The organism is Peribacillus psychrosaccharolyticus ATCC 23296 (assembly GCF_000305495.1).
GTDB classification, from domain to species: Bacteria; Bacillota; Bacilli; order Bacillales; family DSM-1321; genus Peribacillus; species Peribacillus psychrosaccharolyticus.
Genome location: NZ_AJTN02000218.1, coordinates 1 through 26,207 on the forward strand (window position 1 = coordinate 1; position 26,207 = coordinate 26,207).

Here is a 26,207-nt window from a genome sequence, read left to right on the forward strand (position 1 = left end):
CGAAATATAGCTATTATTGCCCACGTTGACCATAGGTAAAACAACTCTAGTGGATCAATTGCTGAAGCAATCTGGTACATTTCGTGAAAATGAACACGTCGATGAAAGAGCAATGGATTCGAATGATCTAGAAAAAGAACGGGGTATTACGATTCTTGCTAAGAATACGGCTGTTCAATATAAAGATACACGAATTAACATTTTAGATACACCAGGTCACGCCGACTTTGGCGGTGAAGTGGAACGTATTATGAAAATGGTTGATGGTGTTGTCCTTGTAGTTGATGCATATGAAGGTTGTATGCCTCAGACACGTTTCGTATTGAAAAAGGCGTTGGAACAAAAGATCCAGCCAATCGTTGTTGTAAACAAAATCGATAAAGACTCAGCACGTCCTCAAGAAGTTGTGGATGAAGTTTTAGATTTATTCATTGAACTTGGTGCTGAAGATGACCAACTGGACTTCCCAGTTATTTATGCTTCAGGTATCTCAGGTACATCAAGTGTGGATCCAGATCCTGCTAAACAAGGTGAAGACATGGTTCCATTATTTGAAGCAATTATCGAAAACATTCCTGCACCTGTCGATAACCGCGATGAACCGCTTCAATTCCAAGTAGCATTGCTTGATTACAATGACTATGTTGGCCGTATTGGAGTAGGTCGTGTATTCCGTGGAACGATGCATGTGGGACAACAAGTTTCATTAATGAAGCTTGATGGTTCTATTAAACAATTCCGCGTAACAAGTATCTTTGGCTTTATCGGTCTGAAGAAGGTTGAAATCCAAGAAGCGTTCCCTGGTGATCTAATCGCTGTTTCAGGTATGGAGGATATCAACGTAGGTGAAACTGTTTGCCCAACTGAGCATCCAGAAGCACTTCCAGTTCTTCGTATTGATGAACCAACACTACAAATGACGTTCCTTGTTAATAACAGCCCGTTTGCTGGTCGTGAAGGCAAGTACGTAACAGCTAGAAAAATTGAAGAACGTCTGCGTACACAATTACAAACAGATGTAAGCTTACGCGTTGACAACACAGATTCTCCGGATGTTTGGATTGTTTCTGGTCGTGGAGAGCTTCATTTATCTATCCTGATTGAAAACATGCGTCGTGAAGGATTTGAGCTTCAAGTTTCAAAACCTGAAGTTATTGTTCGTACGATTGACGGAGTACGTTGTGAGCCGGTTGAACGCGTTCAAATCGATGTTCCTGAAGAGCATACTGGTTCAATTATGGAGTCAATTGGAGCACGTAAAGGCGAACTACTTGATATGATTAATAACGGAAGCGGCCAAGTACGTATGATCTTTAACGTTCCAGCTCGCGGACTTATTGGATATTCTACAGAATTCTTGACCATTACTCGTGGATACGGAATTATGAACCATACGTTTGACAGCTACCAGCCAATGCAAAAAGGCCAAGTAGGCGGAAGACGTGAAGGTGTATTAGTTTCTATGGAATCTGGTAAGACAACTGCTTATGGTACAATGCAGGTTGAAGACCGTGGTATCATCTTTATTCCAGTAGGAACAGATATTTATGAAGGAATGATCGTTGGTCAACATAACCGCGAAAATGACTTGACTGTAAATATTGTTAAAGCTAAGCAAATGACAAATATGCGTTCTGCAAACAAAGACCAAACTTCAACGCTGAAAAAAGCAAAAGTCTTGTCACTTGAAGAGTCTCTAGAATATCTTAACGATGATGAGTATCTGGAAGTAACACCAGAATCAATCAGACTTCGTAAGAAAATTCTTGATAAGAGCGAACGTGAAAGAACAACTAAAAAGAAAAAAACCGCTGAGTGAATTTAATCAGGAGGGATAGCAATGGATGTAGGAGAGCGCCTATCGTTTTTCGCAGCCCTTTACCGGGTTGACGAAAACCCTGAAGCAGGAATGTGGTATTTATATTTGACGATTTGGGCTCTGTGTATCGTAGTATACCAGCTCGGATTTGCCAAAAAACTACCTTTATTAAAAAACCTAGTCATTTATGTGGTCATGGGTCTCGGCTGTACCGTTCTATCTTTCCTGGCCGTTTTCCTTCCAATGGGTGAATCTCTTTTGATTGCGGCAGCAGTACTCGGTATCTATCGGTTACGCCGTCGTAATCATAGCGGGGAACAGGTATAAATGCAATCCATTCAAGATGCGTTATATAATTGGATGACGATTAAAGTAGTCTGTGATGCAAGACCTGATGATACGGCTGCTCTTGATACTTTGGCTTTTTTCGAAAAGCTGCTGGTAGAAAAAGAGGTAATCATTCAGTCCCTATTCAAAGAGGAGCCTTTTTACTTCATTGAATATCTATCTGAAAATGAAGTAAAAAAGCAGCGATTCCCGATTGAAGTTATTGACGTAATGCTCAACCAGATTAAAGCAGAGCCGGAGAAATACCGGAATCTTGAATAAAGCACAAATAACACCCCGGCATAAAGCCTGGGTGTTATTTGTATACATAGAATTATTCGTGTGTAAGGGTTTTCTCTAGACCTTAGCTGCAGCCGCTAGGATACATGCGTAAAGCAAATGGGCAAGCGTCCAGAGAGTAAAGCCTATAACACTGATAGAGTCCACCTGACTGCTTCCTAGGCTGGTTAAAGGAAAGTAGAGGAGAATTGCCGGGATAATAACAATGACCGCAGTAAGCAGACGCTTCGAAAAAGCTGCTTTCTTTTTTACCAGCATAGTGAATACCATCGCCACTAGAATAGAGACCATTAAATGAATTAAAAATTCGAGATACTCTGGCGGGTTTATTTTTCTCTCAACAGGCTGGAAATTAATATTAAGTAATAAACGATAAACTTTATATCCGCTTAGAAACTCAATGTATTTCATAAAGAAACCAAGAAATAAGCCAGATAAAAGGCCGGCTGTCATTCCTTGCTTTACCTTAGGTCTAGCCCATTCCATGATTCCCTCTCCTTCAGTTTACCAATCGTCATCTTTCGTAACCGATCGATAAAGCTTGAAATTTCCAGTTGCAATTCGTGCCTGGGTTTTTTCTTCTATCCGTGTTGAGCATTCCTGACACATATATGTATGAATCGGCCGATTTCTTAATTTCTTTGCTTCTGGTGAATAATCAAGAATATCTTCAATTTTATCGCAAATAACACATTTAACATTCATAGCCAAACCTCTTTCAACATTTAATTAATGGATGTCCAATATAGTAGATACATTATAGCATGTTTTATACATTCAAAGTATTGTGAAAACATCTTACTTAGGATACGTTGGATGTCTGATTGTAATCCAGGAGGGGACAACATAAAAAAGACTGCTCAAATAATCGATTGAGTCAGTCGTTTACAAACTATTACTCACTAGTAGAGTGTTTCTTTTGTTCTCTTTTTAATTGTTCTTGATTATGTTTATTTAATGATTTTTTTTGATTTTCTATCGTTTTGGAAGGTGCTGGTTGATTAAAATCTCCCGGGATTTCGGGGATGATACGACTGGTGATATCGGAGAGTTCATTTAATATTCCACGGACAGGCTTACCGTTTTGTATATCTCTTGAAACTTCACGTATCCGCTCATTCAAATCAGGGTCTGCGACAATGATCGCATTCGCTCCATATGGGTCGTTCTGAAGCGCCTCTCCCACTGAATATTTAATGGTCCCCACCTGTGAACGTTCTATATCATCATCAATATCTATACCTACAATGGCGTACTTTCCAATAACAACGGCCGTTGCGTCATTAACAAGAGGAATTGATGCAGCTATTTGGGTAAGCCTGTTTGCGACCTGTTTGCCTGTTAATCGATCCGTTTCTTTGATCGTGGAATTTTTCACTGTCGTGACTTTATAGTTGTCGTCTTTTGTTTTTTCACTACTTTCATCTTGGCTATTACAACCATTAAGCAAGAGAAAAGCCGACAAAAGTAATATATATATTCGCATTTTTTGAAGGTCCTCCTTCTGTCATTTTTCTTTATAGTCTGTAAATGTTCTTCTATCTTTATGCAGGCAGACATATATTTTATCAACAGTCTCGTCCACTACATAAACTGGAGGTAGCGGTATTATGAAACAGATTTGACAAAGACCAGGCAGGGGGCGTCGTATTGGACAAAATTTACGTTTTAGATACTAATGTCTTGTTGCAAGACCCTTATTCCCTTTTTTCTTTCGGAGATAATGAGGTTGTCATTCCGGCTGTTGTGTTGGAAGAGCTGGATTCGAAGAAAAGATATATGGATGAAATAGGGAGGAATGCAAGACAGGTATCAAAACTAATCGATGGATTTCGAGAGCAGGGGCAGCTGCATCATGGAATTAAACTTCATAATGGGGGCTCACTAAGAATTGAATTAAATCACCGTTCTTTCCATGAACTTCAAGAAATATTTATTGAAAAAACAAACGACAACCGGATTCTTGCTGTTGCAAAAAATTTATCCTCTGAAGAAATGGCGAAGGCAATTGGAAAGTCAGTTATATTAGTGAGCAAGGATACGCTTGTTCGCGTAAAAGCAGACGCCATCGGTTTGCTTGCTCAGGATTTCTTAAGTGATCGAGTGGTTGAATTAGATCATATATACAGCGGATTTTCTGAATTATTTGTCCCTGTCGAAATTTTAAATACCTTTTATGAAAAAGGAGGCCTGCCACTAGCTGACTCCCTAAAGGAATTTACTACCCGAATCAATTTATTTTAATGAAAGATAGTTTAGGTGGATCTTCTTCCGCTGTAGCAATCGTCGATCAAACGTGCAGCAGCATAAAAAAACTGTTGTTTGATCAAGATCATATTTGGGGCATCAGGCCAAGGAATGTACAGCAAATCATGGCACTTGAAATATTACTTCGAACGGACTTACCGTTGATCACCTTAATAGGGAAAGCTGGAACAGGTAAAACGCTGCTAGCGTTAGCAGCAGGCTTAATGCAGACGGAAGATCTTGGGCGCTTTAAGAAATTATTAGTAGCACGGCCTATTGTTCCAGTCGGGAAGGATATTGGCTACTTACCTGGGGAAAAAGAAGAAAAATTACGTCCGTGGATCCAGCCGATATTCGACAATCTTGAATATTTATTTAACACTAAGAAACCTGGAGAATTGGATGCTATTTTGGCAGGAATGAAGTCAATTGAAGTGGAGGCACTGACGTATATCAGAGGAAGAAGTATTCCGGAACAATTCATTATTATCGATGAGGCCCAAAACCTTACGAAACATGAAGTAAAAACAATCCTGACACGAGTCGGAGAAAAAAGTAAAATTGTATTAATGGGAGACACGGAGCAAATTGATCACCCGTACCTTGATGAATATAATAATGGACTTACCTATGTGGTAGAAAGCTTCAAGGATCAGCATATCGCGGGGCATATAAAGTTAATTAAAGGAGAGCGTTCTGCACTGGCTCAATTGGCCGCAAATATTTTATAAATGTTCCTGTTTCAGCCAAATAAAGTGGCAGACGAATAATCGTCTGCCATAATTGGGTTTATATTAACGTAAAGGAACGGATGTCTTTAATTGGATTATTAATATTGGAACCATCCCCAAAATAAAGATAACAAGGACCATTCTCTTTAATTGGTTTGCCGTCAATTGAAAACCCAATAGCAAACGATCTAGCTTCCTCTAGTGTAAAGGTATGTTCATGATCTGCAGTTTCAACAATGATGATGGAGGCGTTATCATCTGGAACAGAATTATCTAAAAAAGGTTCGAATGGAATAACAAACGTTCCTTCTAAAAGTCTTTGTTTTTCAAACCTTTTTTCTGTTTTTAATGTAGGAGGCATAGTTGAGCCTTCTCGAATCTCTTTCTCCCAATGTTTAGAAGCAGCGATTGTATATTCTTCTAACTCATCCACTTCGACCTTTTCGGCATGAAAGTATGCCTCTATTTCTACTTTACGGTCGTCAAAGATCCATACCCCTGGGTCGAGTGTAATTTGATATTTTACCTTGCCTTTTATTAATACTATGGATTCCACCTAGTTCATCCCTTTCTCTATCTACTAGTACAATTATAAGCATATTTAATCAAAAAGCCAAAAAAAGTTGTAATAGGGAGCGAAACTGCGATAATATGAAGACAAATCTTCGGATTTCAATTTTATGATTCTAAATTGTCCTTATATAACCTTGCTTTTTCATAAAACTAAGGGTAAAATTTATAGATAAGATTTAATCGCTTCTTGAGCGGGGGGATTTAATATGGCATCTGAAATGCTTGTCAATCATCGAGAAAAAGCCTATGCACTGTTAAAAGCAGATGCTGAAAAAATTTTAAAATTAATTAAAGTACAAATGGATAACCTCACTATGCCTCAATGTCCTCTTTACGAAGAGGTTTTGGATACGCAAATGTACGGCTTATCACGAGAGATCGACTTCGCTGTTCGTTTAGGCTTGGTGAATGGTGATGAGGGGAAAGCTCTCTTAGAAAAACTTGAAAGAGAATTATCCGTGCTGCACGAAGCATCTCTTAGGAAATGATAAGTGACGGCAGACGACTAAAGTCAAAACTCAAACTATTCTCATTTATGGTTTGAGTTTTTTTTGTGTAAAAAAAAAGAGTATTCGTTTCTATGAGTTAAGTGTGATTTTTTGAAAAAAAACAGAAGATAGTGTATTCTTTTATTGTGTTATAAGAATTTTCGTATTATTGTTTATTTAAGAAATATTGTATTTCCGTAATACCAAGTTTATTGATGGGTTAACAAGTTTACGATACATATCAACCTGATGTACTGTAAAAAAAAGGTAACTGGTTTCACCTGACGGAGTTCAGGAGAACTATGTCCTTTTTTTATATACAATTGAAAATTTATAGAAGTAGGTGTAATGATGGGAAATCGTATCAAAAAAGTACTTGCAGCAAACCGTGGAGAAATTGCAATTCGGATATTCCGTGCGTGTACGGAATTAGATATTAGAACTGTGGCTATTTATTCCAAGGAAGACCACGGGTCATATCATAGGTTTAAAGCCGATGAAGCATACTTGGTAGGCAAAGACAAAAAACCAATTGATGCGTACCTAGACATTGAAGGAATTATTGAAATTGCCAAGAAAAGTCATGTCGACGCCATTCATCCTGGTTATGGATTTCTGTCTGAAAATATAGAATTTGCTCAGCGGTGTGAGGAAGAGGGAATTATCTTTATTGGGCCTAAATCCCAACATCTAGATATGTTTGGAGATAAAGTGAAGGCGCGCCATCAGGCAGTGCTTGCAAATATTCCGGTAATCCCGGGAAGTGACGGCCCAATTGACAATGTTGAAGAAGTCGAAGCATTCGGGAATAAATACGGTTACCCTATTATAATAAAAGCTTCACTTGGCGGTGGAGGACGCGGGATGCGAATTGTGAATAATCCTGAAGAAGTTCGTGAGTCCTATGATCGTGCAAAGTCAGAGGCAAAAGCTGCCTTTGGTAATGATGAAGTCTATGTAGAACGTTATATTAAGAATCCTAAACATATTGAAGTTCAAATTTTAGGTGATGAACATCAAAATATCGTCCATTTATATGAACGGGATTGTTCCGTGCAGCGCCGTCACCAAAAAGTTGTAGAGGTTGCACCTTCCGTTTCCGTTTCTGAAGATTTACGCAAACAGATCTGCGATGCCGCAGTGCATTTAATGAAAAATGTTAACTATGTGAATGCAGGAACAGTCGAGTTCTTGGTTGCAGATAATGAGTTTTATTTTATTGAAGTTAATCCACGTGTACAAGTTGAACATACGGTTACGGAAATGGTTACCGGCATCGATATCGTTCAATCACAGATCTTGATAGCAAGAGGACATGACCTGCACGATAATGTCATCGGAATCCCTGAGCAATCTCAGATTACTACGAATGGATATGCAATCCAATCAAGGATCACCACAGAAGATCCCTTAAATAATTTTATGCCTGATACAGGAACCATTATGGCGTACCGTTCCAGCGGTGGATTTGGTGTCCGTTTAGATGCAGGTAATGCTTTTCAAGGAGCAGTAATTACTCCTTATTATGATTCTTTATTAGTGAAATTATCTGTCCATGCAATGACGTTTGAAAAAGCTGCGACCAAAATGGTCCGAAATTTGAAGGAATTCCGAATCCGCGGAATTAAAACGAATATTGCTTTCCTTGAAAACGTAGTGAAACATGAGAAATTCTGTTCAGGTGAATATGATACATCCTTTATCGACTCTACACCTGAATTATTTACATTCCCAGTTCGTAAAGACCGCGGAACTAAGATGTTATCTTATATCGGCAATGTAACGGTTAATGGTTTCCCAGGAGTTGAACAGCAAAAGAAACCAGTTTTCGATTATCCTGCAGTTCCAGAAACAAAGACCATCATCACAAAAGACGGCAGTAAACAAATACTAGATCAACAAGGCGCTGACGGTCTTATAAATTGGATAAAAGCACAAAATGAGGTACTGATTACGGATACAACATTCCGTGATGCACATCAATCACTTCTTGCAACTCGTATTAGAACGTCCGATCTATTACAGATTGCTGAGCCTACATCAAAACTTCTTCCTAATTTATTCTCGATGGAAGTATGGGGCGGAGCAACCTTTGATGTAGCATATCGTTTCTTAAAAGAAGATCCTTGGGACAGGCTTCTTAGTCTTCGTGAAAAGGTACCCAATGTATTACTGCAAATGCTGCTTCGCGCTTCAAATGCAGTCGGTTATAAAAATTATCCTGATAATGTTATTCGTGAATTTGTTGAGAAATCAGCAAATGCCGGCATTGATGTCTTTAGAATCTTTGACAGTCTAAATTGGGTTAAAAGTATGGAAGTTGCGATTGATGCAGTACGTCAATCAGGAAAAATCGCTGAAGCAGCCATCTGCTATACAGGCGATATAAATGATCCGAGCCGTAGAAAATATAATATTGATTATTATAAGAACATGGCTAAAGAACTTGAAAATCAAGGAGCACATATCCTCGCTATCAAGGACATGGCAGGTCTATTGAAACCGGAAAGTGCGTATCGATTGATTTCCGAATTAAAAGAGACCATTTCTATTCCAATTCATCTTCATACACATGATACAGCGGGTAACGGTACATTTATGTATGCAAAAGCGATAGAAGCAGGAGTCGATATTGTGGATACGGCTTTGGGCTCTATGGCAGGATTAACTTCGCAGCCTAGTGCTCAAACATTATTTTATGCGCTTGAAGGCACAAAACGACAGCCGAAGATTGAGATTAAACCACTTGAACAACTTTCAACGTATTGGGAAGATGTTCGGAAATATTATAAAGACTTCGAGAGCGGAATGAACGCTCCTCATACAGAAGTTTATAAGCATGAAATGCCTGGCGGTCAATACAGCAATCTTCAACAGCAGGCAAAAGCCGTGGGACTTGGAGATCGTTGGGACGATGTGAAAGAAATGTACAGTCGTGTGAACGCTATGTTTGGTGATATTGTCAAAGTGACGCCTTCTTCTAAGGTTGTGGGTGATATGGCCTTATTTATGGTACAGAACGAGTTAGACGAAGTTTCTGTCCTGGAAAAAGGTAAAACAATTGATTTTCCTGATTCAGTTATAGAGTTGTTTGAAGGGTATTTAGGCCAGCCAGAAGGCGGGTTCCCAAAAGAACTTCAAAAAGTCATTCTTAAAGGTAAACAGCCTATTACAGTTCGCCCGGGAGAATTACTTGAGGATGTTGATTTCAAGACGCTAAGAGAAGAACTATTTAACGAAATCAGCCGGCCAGTCACGGATTTCGATCTTTTGGCTTATGCACTTTATCCGAAAGTATTTCTTGATTACGTAAGAACTCTTGAACAATTTGGTGATTTGTCAAGTCTTGATACGCCAACCTTCTTATATGGAATGAGACTTGGGGAAGAAATTGAAGTGGAGATAGAGGTAGGTAAAACATTAATAGTTAAGCTAATTTCAATTGGTCAGCCTCTAGCTGACGGGACAAGGGTTATTTACTTCGATTTGAATGGACAGTCACGTCAAGTAATCATTAAAGATGAAAGTGTAACCTCTTTGGTAACAACGAAACAAAAAGCAGATCCAAAGAACAAGTCACATATTGGTGCAACAATGCCGGGGACTGTTATTAAAGTAGTTGTTGAAAAAGGAGATCAGGTTAAGCAGGGAGACCATTTAATTATTAATGAAGCAATGAAAATGGAAACTACTGTACAAGCTCCTTTCTCTGGAACAATAAAAGCAATACACGTAAACAATGGAGAAGCAATCAGCACAGGGGATTTATTAATTGAATTAACTTAATGAAAAAAAGGAGAGTCCAGTGTTCTGGACTCTCCTTTTATCTTGGATGGATAAACCCTAATCCAGCGAGAGACAATAGGGGGAAGTTATCAAACCTAGAGTGAACAAAAAAACAGCTGACATAAACCGCAAGTGGTTAGACAGCTGTTTTCATTCTATTTTGCTGATAGGGTGTTCTGATTTGGAGAATCTGATTGATTGAGTCTAGCTGCATTTTGTTTACTTCTAGACGTCAACAGCAGAAGGTAACTCATAACTCCAAAGAAGCAAGCAATAAATAAAGCATGTGATAGGGCAATGAATAAGTTTTGTCTAGAAAATATGATGAATGCTCCTGCAAGTACTTGTAAGAAAACTAAAGCAAAGGCAGTAATCCAGCCCCAATATAAAACTTTTTGATGTTTATAATGCTTTATGGCAAGGTAAGCAGCGTAGGTAACCCATATGAAAATTAAGCCTGCAATGGTCCTATGTCCCATTTGAATCCATTGATTCAAATTATAGGGGAGAGCGAAGCTGCCGTTTACACAAGTCGGCCAGCCTGTACAAACAAGACTTGATTCCGTATGTCTAACGAGTGCTCCTGTGTATACAACGATGAAGCAATAAGAAATGATCCCCACAATATGAAACTTCATTCGTTTATCCACGATAAGCTCTTCTGCTTTAAATTTCGTATCAATTTCAAATATTAAAAGAGTTAACATAAAAACAGAGGCAAACGATATTAGTGAAATGCCAAAATGGAGGGCTAGTACAAAATCTGATTGTCCCCACAGTACTGCTGCTGCTCCAATTAAGCCTTGAGCTAATAAGAACAAAAATGAGATAGCCGAGAGGAATTTTGTTTCTCGAATATGTCCTATGCTTTTCCAGGACCAAAGGGAAAGTGCTACTACCATAATGCCGACTGCTCCAGAAATAACACGATGGGCGAGTTCAATGACTAATTCTTTTGTAATGACCTTTGGAATTAATTGTCCTTCGCACAACGGCCATGAACGTCCACAACCCATACCAGAATCGGTCTTTGTGACTAAGGCACCACCGAGAAGGATAAGCAGCATCCCGAATGTTGTAAAAACGGCCAACCATTTTAATCCACGATGCACGTTTTCCACCTTCTTTATTTTATCTTTAATTTAAATAATACTATTTCTTCTAACCCAAAGTATAAAAAAAATTCTTAAACATACCTATTCGATACTACACAATTTGCAGTTTATTTACAAGTTAGGAAATGTTTTTTTAATAAACTTTTATTCTTCTGCTTATCTTAAATAATATATACCGGAGAGCATCGGTTTGAATGGTTAATTATGTATGTACACAAATTGGTCAAGAATTATACAAAAAAAGTTCACAATTTCTTCAAAAAGTATGTTTTAATAGCAAAGGAAGCTATTTTCCTGGATTTGTTTATTTAATATAATTCAAAGTGACTATTATTATTATTGTGAAATCCTATATTTTGCTAAAAATAACTGATTTCCAGGTTATTTCATTCTGTCTCTAATTACAAATATAGAAAAGTATGAAATAATACTATATAGTAATTGTAGGCCTTTTTTGTATGCGGCCATTGATAAAGGAGGACATATGTATGTCAAACATGAGGGCTGTACCAGAAGCTGCCTTGAAGGACAGCAAGGCGCCCATTGAATCAACTACTATAGAAACAACTGCTTGGAAAGACTTCCTCGCTCTAATAAAAGTAGGGATTGTTAATTCTAATATGATTACGACCTTTACGGGGTTGTGGCTTGCGCTTCACTTTTCAGGAATGCATTTTCTAAATAATTTAGATACTATGCTTTTTGCACTGGCTGGTTCAGGGTTAATTATGGCTGGATCTTGTAGTTTCAATAATTATTATGACCGGGACATAGACCCTCTTATGGAAAGAACAAAAAACAGACCTACTGTAACTGGAAAAGTTAGTCCTGGAAAAGTGCTGCTTTTAAGTATTGTGCTTATTACGGTTGGCATAGGGTTTCTTGCCCTGACTAACTTGACCACTGCTGTTATTGGTTTATTTGGAGTAATAGCCTATATTGGTTTATATACAATGTTTGCTAAAAGAAGATTTGTATCTAACACGATTGTTGGAAGTATTTCCGGAGCTGTACCGCCTTTAATTGGCTGGGCAGCTATTGATCCACAGCTTGGAACTTTACCATGGATGCTCTTTTTATTCATGTTCTTATGGCAGCCGCCGCATTTTTATGCGTTGGCAATGAAGCGGGTCGAAGAGTACCGGGCAGCCGGCGTACCAATGCTGCCAGTGGTTAAGGGGTTTAAAAGAACGAAGCTTTCAATGAATTTATGGGTTGCAGCTTTAATTCCACTACCGTTTTTCATGGCGGAGCTAGGATACTTTTATGTTATTCTTGCAACTGCATTAAGTATAGGATGGCTTATACTTGGAATTTATGGGTATAAAATGAAAGATGACATTAAATGGGCTCGATTAATGTTTGTCTATTCATTAAACTATATGACCATTTTATTTGTAGTAATGGTAATTGTAACCTTGATTTAACTTCATCCTATAGAGATTTTATGGTAAACTTTTCATAGTATGGCCTGCTTTAAGCAGGCCGGATACATAGTTTTATTAATAAGGGGCGTATTTGATTCCTGTACTACTAGGAGTTCTTTCTTTAAAAGGAAATTAATATATAGAGGGAATTTTCACAAAGCAATAAACAATGTGGGAAATTTTTACGAAAGAGGGGTTACTTAAGCTATGAAAAAAAGGCTGCAAAACTGGCGTCTAATCTCATTATTTGCTATTATGACGCTCTTCTTGGCCGGCTGTGGCAACGCGCAATTGTCCGCACTGAATCCAGCAGGGGAAGTTGCAAAAACTCAATATGACTTAATGGTGTTAAGTACATTAATCATGGTACTAGTCATTATTGTGGTTGTTATTTTATTCGTTATTGTTTTATTCCGTTTCCGCCACAAGAAGGGAGACGATTCTATTCCTAAGCAAGTGGAAGGAAGTCATAAATTAGAGATAATTTGGACGACTATTCCAATTTTGCTATTAATCATTCTTGCTGTTCCAACAGTAATGTCAACGTTTGATTTAGCAGATACAAAGGCTATGGATGTGAAAGACAAGGATGGCAAGACAAAAGACGCTTTGGTTGTCAATGTTAGAGCTAACCTTTACTGGTGGGAGTTTGAATATCCTGATCTAGGAATTGTAACAAGTCAGGAACTTGTTGTACCAACTGATCAAAAGGTGTATTTTAATCTAAAGTCTTCTGATGTAAAACATTCGTTCTGGGTTCCTTCTGTAGGTGGGAAAATGGATACGAACGTAGATGGTACCAACCAATTTTATCTTGAATTCGATAATGAAAAATCAAATGAAGCTGAAAACCTATTCCATGGTAAATGTGCTGAGTTATGCGGACCATCACATGCTTTAATGGACTTTAAGGTCAAAACAAAAACAAAAGATGAGTTTACTGCATGGGTAAAAGATATGCAGGGAGTTAAAGAAGCAGTTCCTGCTAAAGGAGATGTAGCTAAACAGGGGGAAGAAATCTTTGCTGAAAGCTGTATCGGCTGTCATGCGGTTACACCTAACGATAGTCGTCCTGAAGCTGCTCGTTTAGCACCAAACTTATCTAACTTTGGTGATCGAGACAAAATTGCTGGTGTTTTGGATCATACTGATGAAGAATTAGGAAATTGGTTAGAAGATCCGGAAAAATATAAACCAGGTAATAAAATGACAGGGACTTATGGGGAACTTGATGAGGAACAAATTAGTGCTCTTACAGAGTACTTGATGAATCTCAAGGTGGAAAGCAAATAAGTCAACACGGATTAGAATAAGGGGGTAAAATCGTGAGTACGTACGCTAAGAAAAAAGGATTTGGCGCTACATTATGGGATTTTTTAACAACTGTTGACCATAAAAAAATCGCCATTCTTTACCTTATAACCGGCGGATTGTTCTTTGTTGTCGGCGGGCTGGAAGCAATGTTTATTCGAATTCAGCTAGCTGTTCCAAACAATGATTTTGTAAGTGCCGGATTATACAATGAAATTATAACAATGCATGGTACGACGATGATATTCCTGGCGGCAATGCCTTTGGTTTTTGCTCTCATGAATGCAGTTATGCCATTGCAAATCGGGGCACGTGATGTTGCGTTCCCATTCTTAAACTCACTAGGATTTTGGTTGTTTTTCTTTGGTGGTACATTCTTAAACCTTTCATGGTTTATGGGTGGGGCACCTGATGCAGGATGGACTTCCTACGCCTCGCTCGCATTACAATCTGAAGGGCATGGCATAGATTTCTATGTACTAGGACTGCAGATATCTGGTTTGGGTACGTTAATAGGCGGGATTAATTTCTTGGTGACGATCATTAATATGCGTACACCAGGAATGACATATATGCGGATGCCGTTGTTTACGTGGTCAACTTTCGTTGTTTCTGCACTTATTTTATTTGCATTTCCTCCATTGACTGTTGGTTTGACATTAATGATGTTTGACCGTATGTTCGGTGCAAACTTCTTTGTCACAGCAGCAGGGGGTAACACGATTATTTGGGAGCATTTATTCTGGATTTTCGGACATCCTGAAGTATACATTCTGATTCTGCCGGCATTCGGTGTGTTTTCAGAACTATTTGCTACTTTCTCAAGAAAAAGATTATTCGGTTATTCATCAATGGTGTTTGCCACAGTCCTTATTGGATTCCTTGGATTCATGGTTTGGGCTCATCATATGTTTACCGTTGGATTAGGACCAATTGCAAATGCAATTTTCGCAGTTGCCACTATGGCAATCGCCGTTCCTACTGGAATTAAAATCTTTAACTGGATTTTTACTATGTGGGGCGGGAAAGTACGTTTCACCACACCAATGCTTTATGCCGTTGCGTTTATTCCTTCCTTTACAATGGGTGGAGTAACCGGAATTATGAACGCAGCTGCACCAGCAGATTATCAGTATCATGACAGCTATTTTGTCGTTGCGCATTTCCATTATGTAATTGTTGGTGGAGTTGTCCTAGGTCTTCTAGCTGGTATTACCTTCTATTGGCCGAAAATGTTTGGAACTATGCTTAATGAAACGCTTGGGAAAATCACATTCTGGTTTTTCTTAATCGGTTTCCATTTAACATTCTTTATCCAGCATTTCCTTGGACTTTTAGGTATGCCTCGTCGTGTATTCACGTATCAGAAGGATCTCGGCTGGGAAACATCTAATATGATTAGTACGGTTGGAGCCTTCCTCATGGCTGTTGGGGTTCTTGTAATGGTCTATAATATCATCATTACATCCATCAAGAATGAGAAAGTTGGAAATGATCCTTGGGGCGACGGACGTACCCTTGAGTGGGCAATTTCTTCTCCACCGCCATTCTATAACTTTAAACAACTTCCACTTGTTCGCGGGTTAGATCCTTATTGGATTGAAAAGATGGAAGGCAAAACTGAAATGACTCCAGCTGAACCACTTGGTGATATTCATATGCCAAACGGATCGTTTTTACCAGTAACGATTTCATTCGGACTTTTCGTCGCTGCTTTTGGTGCGTTATTCCATATGGATGATAAAGCATGGTCTATTCCAGTTATTATTATTGGCTTATTAATTACCTTTGGATCGATGCTTATCCGTTCAGTTAAGGATGACCATGGTTTCCATATTCATAAAGAAGACCTTATGGATAATACAGATAAGGGAGGTAAGTCATAATGCACGCAGAAGAAAAATTCACCGATGCAACTTGGCCTGCTTCTCCTGAGAAAGCTACCCTTGAAGGTAAAAATAAATATCTAGGGTTTTGGCTGTTTCTTGGCGGCGAAACAGTGTTGTTTGCATCACTATTTGCCACATACTTGGCATTAAAAGATAAAGTGCCTGATGATAACATGGCGCTAGCTAAGGATCTTTTCGAGCTTCCTTTAACCTTTATTGCAACCATGTTGTTGTTGACTAGTTCATTAACAAGTGTTTATGCGATGTATCATATGAAAAACCGTGATTTCAAAAAAATGCAGTCTTGGCTGCTTGTTACGGTATTGCTTGGAGCAGCGTTCCTTGGACTTGAAGTATATGAGTTTAATCATTACGTGCATGAATTTGGTCACACGTTTACGAGCAGTGCCTTTGGATCTTCATTCTATACGCTCGTAGGTTTCCATGGCGGCCACGTTGCGTTCGGACTTATGTGGATCATATCGTTAATGGTTCGGAATGCTAAACGAGGTTTGAACTTGTATAATGCCCCTAAATTTTATCTTGCTAGTCTATATTGGCATTTTATTGATGTAGTGTGGGTATTTATCTTTACAGTAGTATACTTAATGGGAATGGTGGGATAACTGATGGCGAATGAACAATCAAATTCAGCTAATCCAAATTTTAATTTAAAGTATCGCCGTAAGCAAAGTGCTGAAGAAATGAAGCATCAAGTTGTTACGTTTGTATTGATGATCTTCTTTACATTGATTGCTTTTGCAGCAGTAGCTATTGAAGGGATTTCACCTTGGTTTATTAGACCAACACTTTTGCTTCTCGCTGCAGTTCAGGTTATTTTTCAGCTTTATTATTTCATGCATATGAAGCATAAAGGCCATGGAGCAATCACCTTGTTTATTTTTTCGGGCTTGTTAGTTGGGTTAATCACCGTACTGGCGTTCGTTACTATTGTTTGGCTGTAAGAGTGTAATAGCGTAAATACCGGTCTTTGGACAGTTTCTCTCTTTTACCCTATGGGTGTAAAGTGAAGTTACTGGCAAAGACCGGTTTTTCTTTCGTAAACATGTTTCCCCGTCATGACTGGAATAGCTGGGAGATCTTGTTTCTTTCTCTGTTTCTTTGAATGGGATTGAGTTATACTAATGGTAGTTTGAAAATAACAGAGGTGATTACATGTCCATAGAAATCTTTGGATTCCGTGCTCTATGGAGTCCGTACTATTTTATTGCTTTGGTAGTTCTTTCACTAGGTTTCTTTTTAATCACGACAAAATATAGAAATCACTTTACGGATAGTGAAAAGCTGAAACCGAAGCAAATAGGGTTTTTCCTGACTGCTATGATTTTGCTCTATCTAGTAAAAGGATCTCCGCTCGATTTATTAGGTCACATCATGTTCAGTGCCCATATGACGCAAATGGCAGTCCTGTATCTTATCATTACTCCATTGTTTATTCTTAGTTTCCCGAACTGGCTCTGGAGGGCAATGTTTAGTGTGCAATGGTTTGAGAAGCTGTTTACAATCTTTACGAAACCACTCTATGCATTGCTTATCTTTAATATTGTTTTTTCCCTTTACCATATTCCTTTAGTATTTGATATGGTTAAGACGAGCATGTGGCTGCATGGCGGCTATACGAGTTTGCTCTTTGTATTATCACTTTTTATGTGGTTTCCGCTTGTCAATCAGCTGCCAGAAAGGGAATCACTCACAGGTCTATACAAGGTTGGCTATATTTTTGGAAGTGGGATTTTAATGACACCCGCTTGTGCCTTAATCATTTTTGCTAATTATCCAATGTACGATACGTTTACTAATCCAAGTTCATGGGCGACGGCCATGGAACTATGTGTTCCTGCTTCGGCATTAGCTTCACTGAATCTTAGTGGTCCAGAAATGTTCTCCAACCTTCCTGCTCTTGAAGATCAGCAGCTTGGAGGCGTATTAATGAAAGTGATTCAGGAAATCGTTCTTGGCGTCGTGCTCGGGTACATATTCTTTGCATGGTTCCGTAAAGAAAACGGCGAAGATAAAATTGATCCGATTCCAGCTCATTTACAAACAAATGAGTAATAAAAAAACCTGCACGGTATATTTACCGGCAGGTTTTTTACGGATTTTATTGCATCGCATAATAGTGTTATAAAGAAATAATAAATGTGAGCAATTTGTTAAAGAAATAAGAATCTATTGTAATTCTTCTCAGCCTTTTATAAGATGAAGGTTGAGAATCTAAAACAGAGGGGACGTTCCACGCTATGTCTTTACCAATACTTCCAACAATCAGTACCACTTTTATTGTGTTAAGTGCGATTACTGTTGCAATCGGCTGGTACCAAATTAAACAAAGAAAAATTGAAACACATAAAAAAACAATGATTGTTGCGGCTGTATTTGCGACAATATTCTTTATTATTTATGCATCTAGAACGATATTTATTGGCAATACAGCCTTTGGTGGACCAGATAATGTAAAAATATATTATACAATTTTTCTTGTCTTTCACATTACCCTTGCTACAACGGGAGCCGTACTTGGGATCATTTCATTAGTGACAGGTTTTAAAGGAATCTTCCAAAGACATAGGAAACTTGGACCTATTACGAGTATTGTTTGGTTCTTTACAGGAATCACTGGACTTGCCGTGTACTTATTATTATATGTCTTCTATCATGGTGGAGAAACTACTTCCGTTATAAAAGCGATTTTTGGATTTTAATGAAAAGAAGGCACATGGAGATATTTCTCCATGTGCCTTCTTTTCATTAAAACTTACAACCCGTTAAATTGGACAATTTCTTCTTTGACTTTAGCTAGGATTTTTTCACATTGCTTCACAAGAGAAGCTGGGAAATCTTCACCCTCGCCATACTCTACGCCATGTGGATAATAATGCTTTCCTAAGATAGGAGTCATTAACTGAATGATTGCTTTATGTGCGCCTACATCGCCCTCGATAGCATACCCCTGCACACGAAGATAGAAGACACCGTCTTTTAGTTCGAACTTACGGTCATAGTTTACACGCTCATAATCCCATTGTTCTGCTCTTATTAAACCACTCTCATCCATAAGTTCATCTAATCTGTTTAAATCAGCTTTAAAATCTTCTAAATCGAAACTTTCAAATTTCACTTATATACCCTCCTAATGTCAACAATAAAGAATGGAAGTCTTGGCTGGATAATGGATAAAGTTGTCATACTCCATTTTTTCAAGAATCCCTCATTTTAATAATAGTACTAAACTATAGAACTTGCAATGAGTAGCGTACCAGTAATTCCATATTCATCCTACTTAGGAGTATTATATATGTATACTATATTTAAATTATTCCTAAAATTGTTACTTGTAAGGGTATAGCTTCTATAATATGAAGAGTAATAATGATATAATTACCTAAAATACGGATCAGGCTGGAGAAGGATGTGATCCTCTGAAAACCATGGCAAGGGTGACACTGTTAGTAGTGATTTTTTTCAGTATAAGCATCTATTTTAGTAATGGGCAGGATAAAGAAGAAGTAATTCTGTATGAACAAAAAGATGCCTATATAGATAATACTACTGACAGTTCAGGTAATAAGCAGTCAACATTCAAGAGTGACGGCATGACAAAACCAAAAAAGGGGCTTGCTGTGACAATTGGTAAGAACATAAAAGATGTTAAAAAAGAGTATGGTGAGCCTGGCAGAATTGATCCTTCTTCATATGGATATGATTGGTGGATTTATAATCAGGATCAGGAGAAATATTTTCAGTTAGCGGTAAAGAAGGAGAAGGTCGTCTCTGCTTATGGAATAGGTGAAAACATAAATGTGGCACCTTTTTATATTGGGCAGCCAATCGATGAAATATATTCAAGTCTTTCTATAGAAATGTCTATTGATGTAGATACAGAGAATGGCGCGTACAGCTTTGAACTGTCTGAGGAAGATATGAACATGAGGCCGTTAATAAAGATAGGTAAACTGTATGTTCAGCTCTATTTGGATAAGTTTACTGGAACAGTTTCGAGCATTCGATTCTTGAATGCAGAGACCCTCTTAAAGTTAAGGCCCTATGAATTACCCTATCGTGGTGAATTAGAAGAGGAAGAGATAGTAGAGGAAGAACAATGGAAGCTTATCGAACAAGGAAATCAGCTGCAAATATTTGATCTTACAAACGTCATTAGAAAACGTTTTGAGGTAAACGGAGTTCAGTGGAATGAACCTGTAGCACAAGCAGCATTTTTGCATAGCCAAGATATGGCTGATAATGACTTCTTTTCGAATACTTCTCCAACAAAAGGTGATTTAGAGCATAGATTAACAACTGAGCAAGTTGAGTATGTGAATGCTGGTGAGAATATTGCTGTTAATTATGTAGATAGTATAGCGGCGGTTGAGGGGTGGCTAAATAGTAAAGGCCATCGGGAGACGATGCTTAATCCTGAATTTACTGACTTAGGTGTAGGGGTTTACCATAAACTATACACACAAAACTTTATCAGCAAGTAATGGAAGGTTTCTAATGGGAGAGTCCCGCTTAGAGATCTTTTATTTTTTTACAAGCACAACTGGTAAGAAAGGTTGATAACAGTCTGTGTCCTCCTGTCTTTTTTTGCATAGAGGTCACACTTTTTTAAATTATGCATAGTCTAATAGTAGGCAAATGTCTTGGTGTGAGGTGAGAGAGAATGCCCAAAAAAAAACGCCCATCAGTCGAAAAATTCAAGGAGTTCGTCCGGGAGCACCCCGGTTTGCGTAATGAAGTTAAAGATAACAAATATACCTGGCAGGAGCTATTTGAGGAGTGGTACATCCTTGGCAGTGATAATGAGCGCTGGAATGATGTTCCAACAGAATCTAAACCTACTAAGAAGGAGTCGGATGAAAGCGGAGCCGACTTGGTGGGGACATTAATGAATACAGTCAAAAACATGGATATTAATCAGATCCAGCAATATATTTCCAGTGCGAGTCAAGCCCTAGGCGCCATCCAGGGAATCATAACATCGTTTCAGGGGGAAAAAACCAAAACAGAAGCTCCTGCACCATCCAAACCGAAATCATCAAATCCTTTTGCATTTAAAAAAGATTAAAGGGGAGGATTTCTATGCGTCAAGATATTTATGAGCTGATTGCAGAGGATGAAGACCTAAAAAAGTTTTTAAGGTTACAGCCCATCTGGTATCGAAGGTTGATGCGAAATCCTCAAGAATTTGAAAAGCTCCAAACCGAGGCTGTCTTTTTTTACAAAAAATCAATTCCGCATCGAGTTTCAAAGTTTGCCGATGGAGTCCAAATGGCTTCTATGATGATGCACATGTTTCAAGCGATGAGAACACCATCAGGTTAAAAAGTCTATGTAATTCGTAATAATTTGCTCCTTTTTGCAAACAGTATGGAAAAAGGGGGCGAAAAATTTTGAAGTATCCACTTTATAGTCTGTCAGCTTTAATGCTTGTATCAAGCTATTTATACGTCAATGAAAACGTGAGTAAATCAAGAGCCTTAATGCCAATCCCTTCTACTGAGGTTCTGTCAGCAATGACTCAGGTACGAGATGATTTTCAAGTTGGCTTTTCTACTAAGGGTACGTCTGTCTTCGTGGATTGCTATACTCGGGAGTATTCATTTACACCTAACAGTGAAAAACCACTGGCCTCAGTCCTTGTTTATGTAGATGGTGCAAAGGTGGATGAAATGAGGACGGCAGCATTTATTGTAAAGGATTTGCCTCAAGGAAAACACCGAATTAAAGTAAAGTTAATTGATGAGCAAAAGCAGACAACCTATACAAAGGAATTCTCTGTACATATCCAATCGTCACTCTAGCTTCTTGGGGCTAAAAATGGTAATATGATGGTGGAGGTGAGCAATCGTGCTTGCTACTATGGAAAGAGTAGACATTCTTCAGAGAGCTGATGAATTAGCTCAGTTCGTGTTACAGTCTGAAATTGGGGAACAATATCTCCAAACTTTATATAAAATGCGTGAAGATCGGTTAGCGCAGAAGAAAATCAAGCAGTTTGCCTCAATGAAGGAGCTGTTTGAGGAAGTGCAGCGTTTCGGTAAGTATCATCCAGATTACAAACGTGTAAATTTGGAAATTCGGCAACTAAAGCGGGATATGGACTTACATCCTACAATTGCTGAGTTTAAGATGGCTGAGACTGGGCTCCAAAGTCTCCTGGATGAAATCAGCATGCGAGTTGGTCATGCTGTGTCACCGACTATTAAAGTCCCTGCTGGCAGTCCATTTTTCGAATCTGCATCCTCTGGATGCAGTTCTGGAAGCTGTGGTACTGGTGGAGGCTGCGGGTGTTCAGCATAACGCATCACTAAGTATGGGCTGTCGGGATTTCTCGACAGCCTTTACTTTAGCTCCGAGTTCATGGCTGAGGGGTACAATCGTACAATCTGTATGTCTTTTAAGGGATTAATTCGAGATCTCTATTCAGAATGTTCTTACGATTTTGTGTGAATAGTGTTAACTGAATACATATACTGTTTGATGGCATCGTTATTTTAGTTGAAAGGGCAGTTTCAGCTGTGCTACACTTAATGAAAACCTTTATACAGGGGAGCAATCTAATTATGTTTGGATCAAGACAGGCGATTATCGTTTATTTACATACATTGAAGCAAGCAAAGATGTTAAGAAAGTTTGGAAACATTCATTTTGTATCAAAGAAACTTAAATATGTGGTTCTTTATACGAATATGGCGGACGTTGAGACACTGGTAACAAAACTTTCTGGATTCTCATTTGTTAAAAAGGTTGAGGTTTCTTACAAACCTTATTTGAAAATGGAGTTTGAAAATGCTAGACCAGATAAAGCAAAAGAGTATGATTATAAAATGGGTATTTAAAAAACGCCGGCTGAAGAGCCGACGTTTTTTTGTTCAGCCCCAGGGATTTTCATCTGCGGGCAAATAACGATTCATACGAAGAATACCAATTAAGTGCTGATAATACAGTGTTTTTTCAGCAAATACTGTAGAAGGTTTAACTTCCATTTCGATAATCGATTTATCTAATTCAACTGCTAAATCTTTAAAAAGCTGGAATCGTTGATTTGGGGTAGTATGAGGGTTGAGAATTCCTTCACGGCACACATATAATGGCTGGAATTTACCAGGATTCGTTGGTTTCATGACCACAACCAATGATACGACATCTTTATCTTTAATTTTTGTCTGTAAAGCTAATAAACGTAAAACACGCTCTTTTTGAGATCGAGCAATGGCGAGTAATTCATATAAATCTGATGTGCCTTCTCCTAATTCTATAAACCGTTGGATCAACTAAATCTCTCCCTTATTGTTCAAACTCATCCTTACTTTATCAAAAATAACTATAAAAGTGAAGATGAACCTTCTTTGTTCAATGTTTATCCCAAAATGCCAGATCTTTTAATCGTAAAAACAGGCAAAAAAAATCCCCGCGGGCTAGTAGCTGCGGGGTCCTTCGAGTCCTGCTTTAAGGATAGAAGGCAAAGGGAGAGGAGAAACCGGTGAAGACTTATGGGGAAACGTAAGCCTTCTCCGCGGTTGGCAACAACACCGAAAAAGTGATGCTGTTACTTTTATTATCACCAAGATTCGACTTCTTATTCATCCTTAAATGTTTTTTTAGATGGTCCGAAAACTTCTGGCCTCTTTAGCAGAATGCCTTTCCTATTGGCTAGCAAAAATGATTATGGTAGGATAAGTGAGTACTAAGAAATTTCTTAAAATTGGGTGAGAAAATGAGAGTTGTTTCAGGAACGTGTAAAGGGCGGGCCTTGAAGGCTGTACCAGGTACAGGAACAAGACCGACAACAGATAAAGTAAAAGAAACTATTTTCAATATAATCGGACCTTATTTCCATGGCGGGCTAGTATTAGATCTTTATGCAGGCAGCGGTGGACTTGGGATTGAGGCGCTTAGCAGAGGGATGGACAAAGCTATTTTTGTTGATCGTGATTTCAAAGCATTTCAAACAGTTAAGGAAAATATTGAGATATGCGGTTTTACCGAGTGCTCTGAACTGTATAAAATTGATTCAGAAAGAGCGCTTAAGGCGTTAATCAAAAGAGAACTTCGGTTCGGACTGATTTTGCTTGATCCACCTTATAAACAGCAGAAGATAGCTGAATTAATTGAAAAGATACATAACGAAGGTCTGCTCGATGATGAAGGGATTATCCTGTGCGAACACAGCAGAGACGTTAAACTACCTGACCGGATAGAAACCTTTAAGCGTGAAAGATATGAGGAATACGGGGCAATTGCTATTTCTATTTATAAATGGGGAAATGCTTAAAGAGAACAAGGGGGATTAGATATGCCGAAAATTGCGATTTGTCCAGGTTCCTTTGACCCGATAACTTTCGGGCATTTGGATATCATTCAACGAGGGGCACGAGTATTTGACGAAATTCATGTGGTTGTATTAAATAATTCAGCCAAGAATTCACTTTTCTCTGTGGAAGAGAGGCTGGAGTTAATAAAAAAAGTAACGGAACATTTACCGAATGTTAAAGTGGATTCGTTTCAAGGACTTACCGTGAACTATGCCAAAAAGGTTAATGCTTCAGCCATTATAAGAGGACTTCGTGCCGTCTCTGATTTTGAATATGAAATGCAAGGTACATCTATGAATAGGTTGTTAAACGAGAAGGTAGAAACTTTCTTTATTATGACGAAAAATCAGTATTCCTTTTTGAGTTCAAGCATTGTGAAAGAAGTAGCCAGGTACGGAGGGGATATTTCTGAGCTGGTGCCAGAAGTTGTTGAACTAGCACTAAATGAAAAGTACCAAGATCAACTCCTTTAAACGAGTAAAAAGCTGTTCTCGCCAGATTCAACAATCTGAAGAGGACAGCTTTTTTTTATTATATATATATCTTTATTCCTTTAAAAGTCTTTTGGCTAGAATAAAGGTATACAGTAATAATGAGATGATTGTAATTAACGGCCCAAGCTGGGTCATGATCTCGTAAAGTGTAAGAATCCCTCCTTCACTGTGTCCATAGACGGGAAGGGAATTTGAAGGGATCTTTAATGTAAATCCGTTATAAAGCGGTTCCCAAAGCACGAAGGCAAAAAAACCAGCTAAAATGCCATGCATAATCCGAGCAATGAAAAAAGGGAAAAACCGGATATCTGTATCAGCGATAATACTTGCAACCTGGGCTTGGACACTAAATCCACTAAATCCGAGAATGAAGCTGACCACGATGGCCTGCTGCATTAAAGAAGCTTCCTCAATTCCGCTGGTCATCTGTGATCCTAGTGTAATCTCAAAGATACCGGCAATAAAAGGCATGCTTAAGTTCAGGGGGAATTGTAAAATTTGAAGCATAATTTGTATGGCGTTCGCGAGAAACCCGGTAACATGCATATGAAAAAGTAATTTATTCACTACAGAAAAAAGTATGATGAAACCACCGATCATTAATAAGGTCTGAATAGATGAAACGACAGCATCACCAAGTAGTTTTCCGAGCGGCCGATTTTCTTTCAGTCGGGTGCGATGCATTTCAGCGAAAGCTTGTTTAATGGAAAGTGGCTTTTTTTTGACTAATGGCTTGGTTTCTTCTTCTCTCCCATAAAAACGCATAATAATTCCGACAAATATGTTACCAAGATAATGGGAAAGAGCAAGCAGGATGCCGAGGTTTGTATTATGAAAAAAACCAACCGAAACCGCTCCAAAGATAAATAATGGATTAGAAGAATTGGTAAAAGAAACAAGTCGTTCAGCTTCGATCCTGGTCAATTGTTTTTCCTGCCGCATACGAGCAGTGAATTTGGCTCCGGAAGGGAAACCTGAAGCCATCCCCATTGCCCAAACAAATCCACCGACTCCTGGTACTTTAAATAATGGACGCATTAAGGGCTCAAGTAAGACACCAATCAATGTGACTACACCGAATCCAATTAATGTTTCTGCAATGATGAAAAACGGGAGGAGAGAGGGGAAAACAATTTCCCACCACATATTTAAGCCTCTTATGGAAGCATCAAAGGATTCTTGTGGAAAGATGATGAGTGCGCCTGCCATAATTGTTGCCGCAGCCGCCAAAAATAATGATTTGAATTTTGCTGTCAGCAATTACCTTAGCCTCCTCGGAAAGTTACGAATCTTGGCACTTATCATAATGTATATAAAAGGAAATGCTATAACGAAAAATCCTTGTCCCTGCTTTACACAAT

At 38.5% G+C, this 26,207-nt stretch carries 27 protein-coding genes and 2 pseudogenes; 21 read left to right on the top strand and 8 right to left on the bottom strand.

Annotated features, from left to right (window positions below; genetic code table 11):
• From typA to WYK_RS15925, 3 genes and pseudogenes are all read left to right on the top strand, one after another.
• Positions 1–1,819, top strand: a pseudogene (gene typA / locus WYK_RS15915) (translational GTPase TypA); the annotation flags it as partial.
• 21 nt (positions 1,820–1,840) lie between these two features.
• Positions 1,841–2,146 carry a YlaH-like family protein gene (locus WYK_RS15920; RefSeq protein WP_040375465.1) on the top strand — a complete coding sequence of 102 codons (306 nt, stop codon included), beginning with the start codon at positions 1,841–1,843 and terminating at the stop codon, positions 2,144–2,146.
• Positions 2,147–2,428, top strand: coding sequence for a hypothetical protein (locus tag WYK_RS15925; protein ID WP_040375466.1), 282 nt, complete (start codon positions 2,147–2,149; stop codon positions 2,426–2,428). It abuts the gene before it with no gap.
• Between the two features lie 75 nt (positions 2,429–2,503).
• On the opposite strand, the gene WYK_RS15930 is transcribed toward WYK_RS15925, so the two are convergent.
• The 3 genes from WYK_RS15930 to WYK_RS15940 all read right to left on the bottom strand — a co-directional run bounded on the left by WYK_RS15930 (position 2,504) and on the right by WYK_RS15940 (position 3,932).
• Positions 2,504–2,932, bottom strand: a complete 429-nt coding sequence (locus WYK_RS15930; RefSeq protein WP_040375467.1) for a hypothetical protein — start codon at positions 2,930–2,932, stop codon at positions 2,504–2,506.
• An 18-nt stretch (positions 2,933–2,950) separates the two neighbouring features.
• Positions 2,951–3,151, bottom strand: coding sequence for a YlaI family protein (locus WYK_RS15935; RefSeq protein ID WP_040375468.1), 201 nt, complete (start codon positions 3,149–3,151; stop codon positions 2,951–2,953).
• 190 nt (positions 3,152–3,341) lie between these two features.
• The gene (locus WYK_RS15940; protein ID WP_040375469.1) at positions 3,342–3,932 is read right to left on the bottom strand and encodes a YhcN/YlaJ family sporulation lipoprotein; all 591 of its coding nucleotides are present in this window, start codon (positions 3,930–3,932) and stop codon (positions 3,342–3,344) included.
• A gap of 164 nt (positions 3,933–4,096) precedes the next feature.
• Between WYK_RS15940 and WYK_RS15945 the strand changes: the two are divergent.
• Positions 4,097–5,424: pseudogene (locus WYK_RS15945) on the top strand (PhoH family protein).
• A 58-nt stretch (positions 5,425–5,482) separates the two neighbouring features.
• On the opposite strand, the gene WYK_RS15950 reads toward WYK_RS15945, so the two are convergent.
• Positions 5,483–5,980 (bottom strand): hypothetical protein, encoded by a 498-nt coding sequence (locus WYK_RS15950; RefSeq protein ID WP_040375470.1) that lies wholly within the window; start codon positions 5,978–5,980, stop codon positions 5,483–5,485.
• Positions 5,981–6,203: 223 nt separating this feature from the next.
• On the opposite strand from WYK_RS15950, the gene WYK_RS15955 reads away from it, so the two are divergent.
• On the top strand, positions 6,204–6,485 hold the full coding sequence (locus tag WYK_RS15955; protein WP_040375471.1) for an Fpa/YlaN family protein: 282 nt from the start codon (positions 6,204–6,206) through the stop codon (positions 6,483–6,485).
• Between the two features lie 348 nt (positions 6,486–6,833).
• A complete protein-coding gene (pyc, locus tag WYK_RS15960) occupies positions 6,834–10,271 on the top strand; it encodes a pyruvate carboxylase (RefSeq protein ID WP_040375472.1) in 3,438 nt (1,145 codons plus the stop codon).
• A gap of 155 nt (positions 10,272–10,426) precedes the next feature.
• Here pyc and WYK_RS15965 read toward each other — a convergent pair whose 3' ends face one another.
• Positions 10,427–11,383, bottom strand: coding sequence for a COX15/CtaA family protein (locus tag WYK_RS15965; protein WP_040375473.1), 957 nt, complete (start codon positions 11,381–11,383; stop codon positions 10,427–10,429).
• Between the two features lie 491 nt (positions 11,384–11,874).
• Here WYK_RS15965 and cyoE point away from each other — a divergent pair, with 491 nt between their 5' ends.
• The 7 genes from cyoE (at position 11,875) to WYK_RS16000 (ending at position 18,736) form a co-directional block, all read left to right on the top strand.
• Complete coding sequence (gene cyoE / locus WYK_RS15970) at positions 11,875–12,813, top strand: heme o synthase (RefSeq protein WP_040375474.1); 939 nt, start codon at positions 11,875–11,877, stop codon at positions 12,811–12,813.
• Positions 12,814–13,020: 207 nt separating this feature from the next.
• Positions 13,021–14,106, top strand: a complete 1,086-nt coding sequence (coxB, locus tag WYK_RS15975; RefSeq protein ID WP_040375475.1) for a cytochrome c oxidase subunit II — start codon at positions 13,021–13,023, stop codon at positions 14,104–14,106.
• Between the two features lie 32 nt (positions 14,107–14,138).
• Positions 14,139–16,010 carry a cytochrome c oxidase subunit I gene (ctaD, locus tag WYK_RS15980; protein WP_040375476.1) on the top strand — a complete coding sequence of 624 codons (1,872 nt, stop codon included), beginning with the start codon at positions 14,139–14,141 and terminating at the stop codon, positions 16,008–16,010.
• Positions 16,010–16,639: a cytochrome (ubi)quinol oxidase subunit III gene (locus tag WYK_RS15985; protein WP_040375477.1), complete on the top strand. Its 630-nt coding sequence runs from the start codon at positions 16,010–16,012 to the stop codon at positions 16,637–16,639. The genes ctaD and WYK_RS15985 overlap by 1 nt, the downstream gene beginning before the upstream one ends.
• A 3-nt stretch (positions 16,640–16,642) precedes the next feature.
• Positions 16,643–16,978 (top strand): cytochrome c oxidase subunit IVB, encoded by a 336-nt coding sequence (ctaF, locus tag WYK_RS15990; protein ID WP_040375478.1) that lies wholly within the window; start codon positions 16,643–16,645, stop codon positions 16,976–16,978.
• A gap of 211 nt (positions 16,979–17,189) precedes the next feature.
• Complete coding sequence (gene ctaG, locus WYK_RS15995; RefSeq protein ID WP_040375479.1) at positions 17,190–18,089, top strand: cytochrome c oxidase assembly factor CtaG; 900 nt, start codon at positions 17,190–17,192, stop codon at positions 18,087–18,089.
• Positions 18,090–18,274: 185 nt separating this feature from the next.
• Positions 18,275–18,736 (top strand): DUF420 domain-containing protein, encoded by a 462-nt coding sequence (locus WYK_RS16000; RefSeq protein WP_040375480.1) that lies wholly within the window; start codon positions 18,275–18,277, stop codon positions 18,734–18,736.
• A gap of 53 nt (positions 18,737–18,789) precedes the next feature.
• Here WYK_RS16000 and WYK_RS16005 read toward each other — a convergent pair whose 3' ends face one another.
• Entirely contained in the window at positions 18,790–19,152 is a 363-nt protein-coding gene (locus WYK_RS16005; RefSeq protein WP_040375481.1) for a YugN family protein, read from the bottom strand.
• 334 nt (positions 19,153–19,486) lie between these two features.
• Here WYK_RS16005 and WYK_RS16010 point away from each other — a divergent pair, with 334 nt between their 5' ends.
• From WYK_RS16010 to WYK_RS16035, 6 genes are all read left to right on the top strand, one after another.
• Positions 19,487–20,518 (top strand): CAP domain-containing protein, encoded by a 1,032-nt coding sequence (locus WYK_RS16010; RefSeq protein WP_161629146.1) that lies wholly within the window; start codon positions 19,487–19,489, stop codon positions 20,516–20,518.
• A gap of 179 nt (positions 20,519–20,697) precedes the next feature.
• A complete protein-coding gene (locus WYK_RS16015; RefSeq protein WP_040375483.1) occupies positions 20,698–21,102 on the top strand; it encodes a YlbD family protein in 405 nt (134 codons plus the stop codon).
• Between the two features lie 14 nt (positions 21,103–21,116).
• A complete protein-coding gene (locus WYK_RS16020) occupies positions 21,117–21,359 on the top strand; it encodes a YlbE-like family protein (RefSeq protein WP_040375484.1) in 243 nt (80 codons plus the stop codon).
• 68 nt (positions 21,360–21,427) lie between these two features.
• A complete protein-coding gene (locus WYK_RS16025; RefSeq protein ID WP_051387584.1) occupies positions 21,428–21,838 on the top strand; it encodes a hypothetical protein in 411 nt (136 codons plus the stop codon).
• Positions 21,839–21,884: 46 nt separating this feature from the next.
• Positions 21,885–22,337: a YlbF/YmcA family competence regulator gene (locus WYK_RS16030; RefSeq protein ID WP_040375485.1), complete on the top strand. Its 453-nt coding sequence runs from the start codon at positions 21,885–21,887 to the stop codon at positions 22,335–22,337.
• A gap of 263 nt (positions 22,338–22,600) precedes the next feature.
• A complete protein-coding gene (locus tag WYK_RS16035) occupies positions 22,601–22,876 on the top strand; it encodes a YlbG family protein (protein ID WP_040375486.1) in 276 nt (91 codons plus the stop codon).
• Between the two features lie 33 nt (positions 22,877–22,909).
• On the opposite strand, the gene WYK_RS16040 is transcribed toward WYK_RS16035, so the two are convergent.
• The gene (locus WYK_RS16040; RefSeq protein ID WP_040375487.1) at positions 22,910–23,311 is read right to left on the bottom strand and encodes a DUF7147 family protein; all 402 of its coding nucleotides are present in this window, start codon (positions 23,309–23,311) and stop codon (positions 22,910–22,912) included.
• 443 nt (positions 23,312–23,754) lie between these two features.
• Here WYK_RS16040 and rsmD point away from each other — a divergent pair, with 443 nt between their 5' ends.
• Positions 23,755–24,312: a 16S rRNA (guanine(966)-N(2))-methyltransferase RsmD gene (gene rsmD / locus WYK_RS16045; RefSeq protein ID WP_040375488.1), complete on the top strand. Its 558-nt coding sequence runs from the start codon at positions 23,755–23,757 to the stop codon at positions 24,310–24,312.
• Between the two features lie 21 nt (positions 24,313–24,333).
• Entirely contained in the window at positions 24,334–24,825 is a 492-nt protein-coding gene (gene coaD, locus WYK_RS16050) for a pantetheine-phosphate adenylyltransferase (RefSeq protein ID WP_040375489.1), read from the top strand.
• A 72-nt stretch (positions 24,826–24,897) separates the two neighbouring features.
• On the opposite strand, the gene ylbJ is transcribed toward coaD, so the two are convergent.
• Positions 24,898–26,106, bottom strand: a complete 1,209-nt coding sequence (ylbJ, locus tag WYK_RS16055) for a sporulation integral membrane protein YlbJ (RefSeq protein WP_040375490.1) — start codon at positions 26,104–26,106, stop codon at positions 24,898–24,900.
• Positions 26,107–26,207 lie beyond the last annotated feature (101 nt).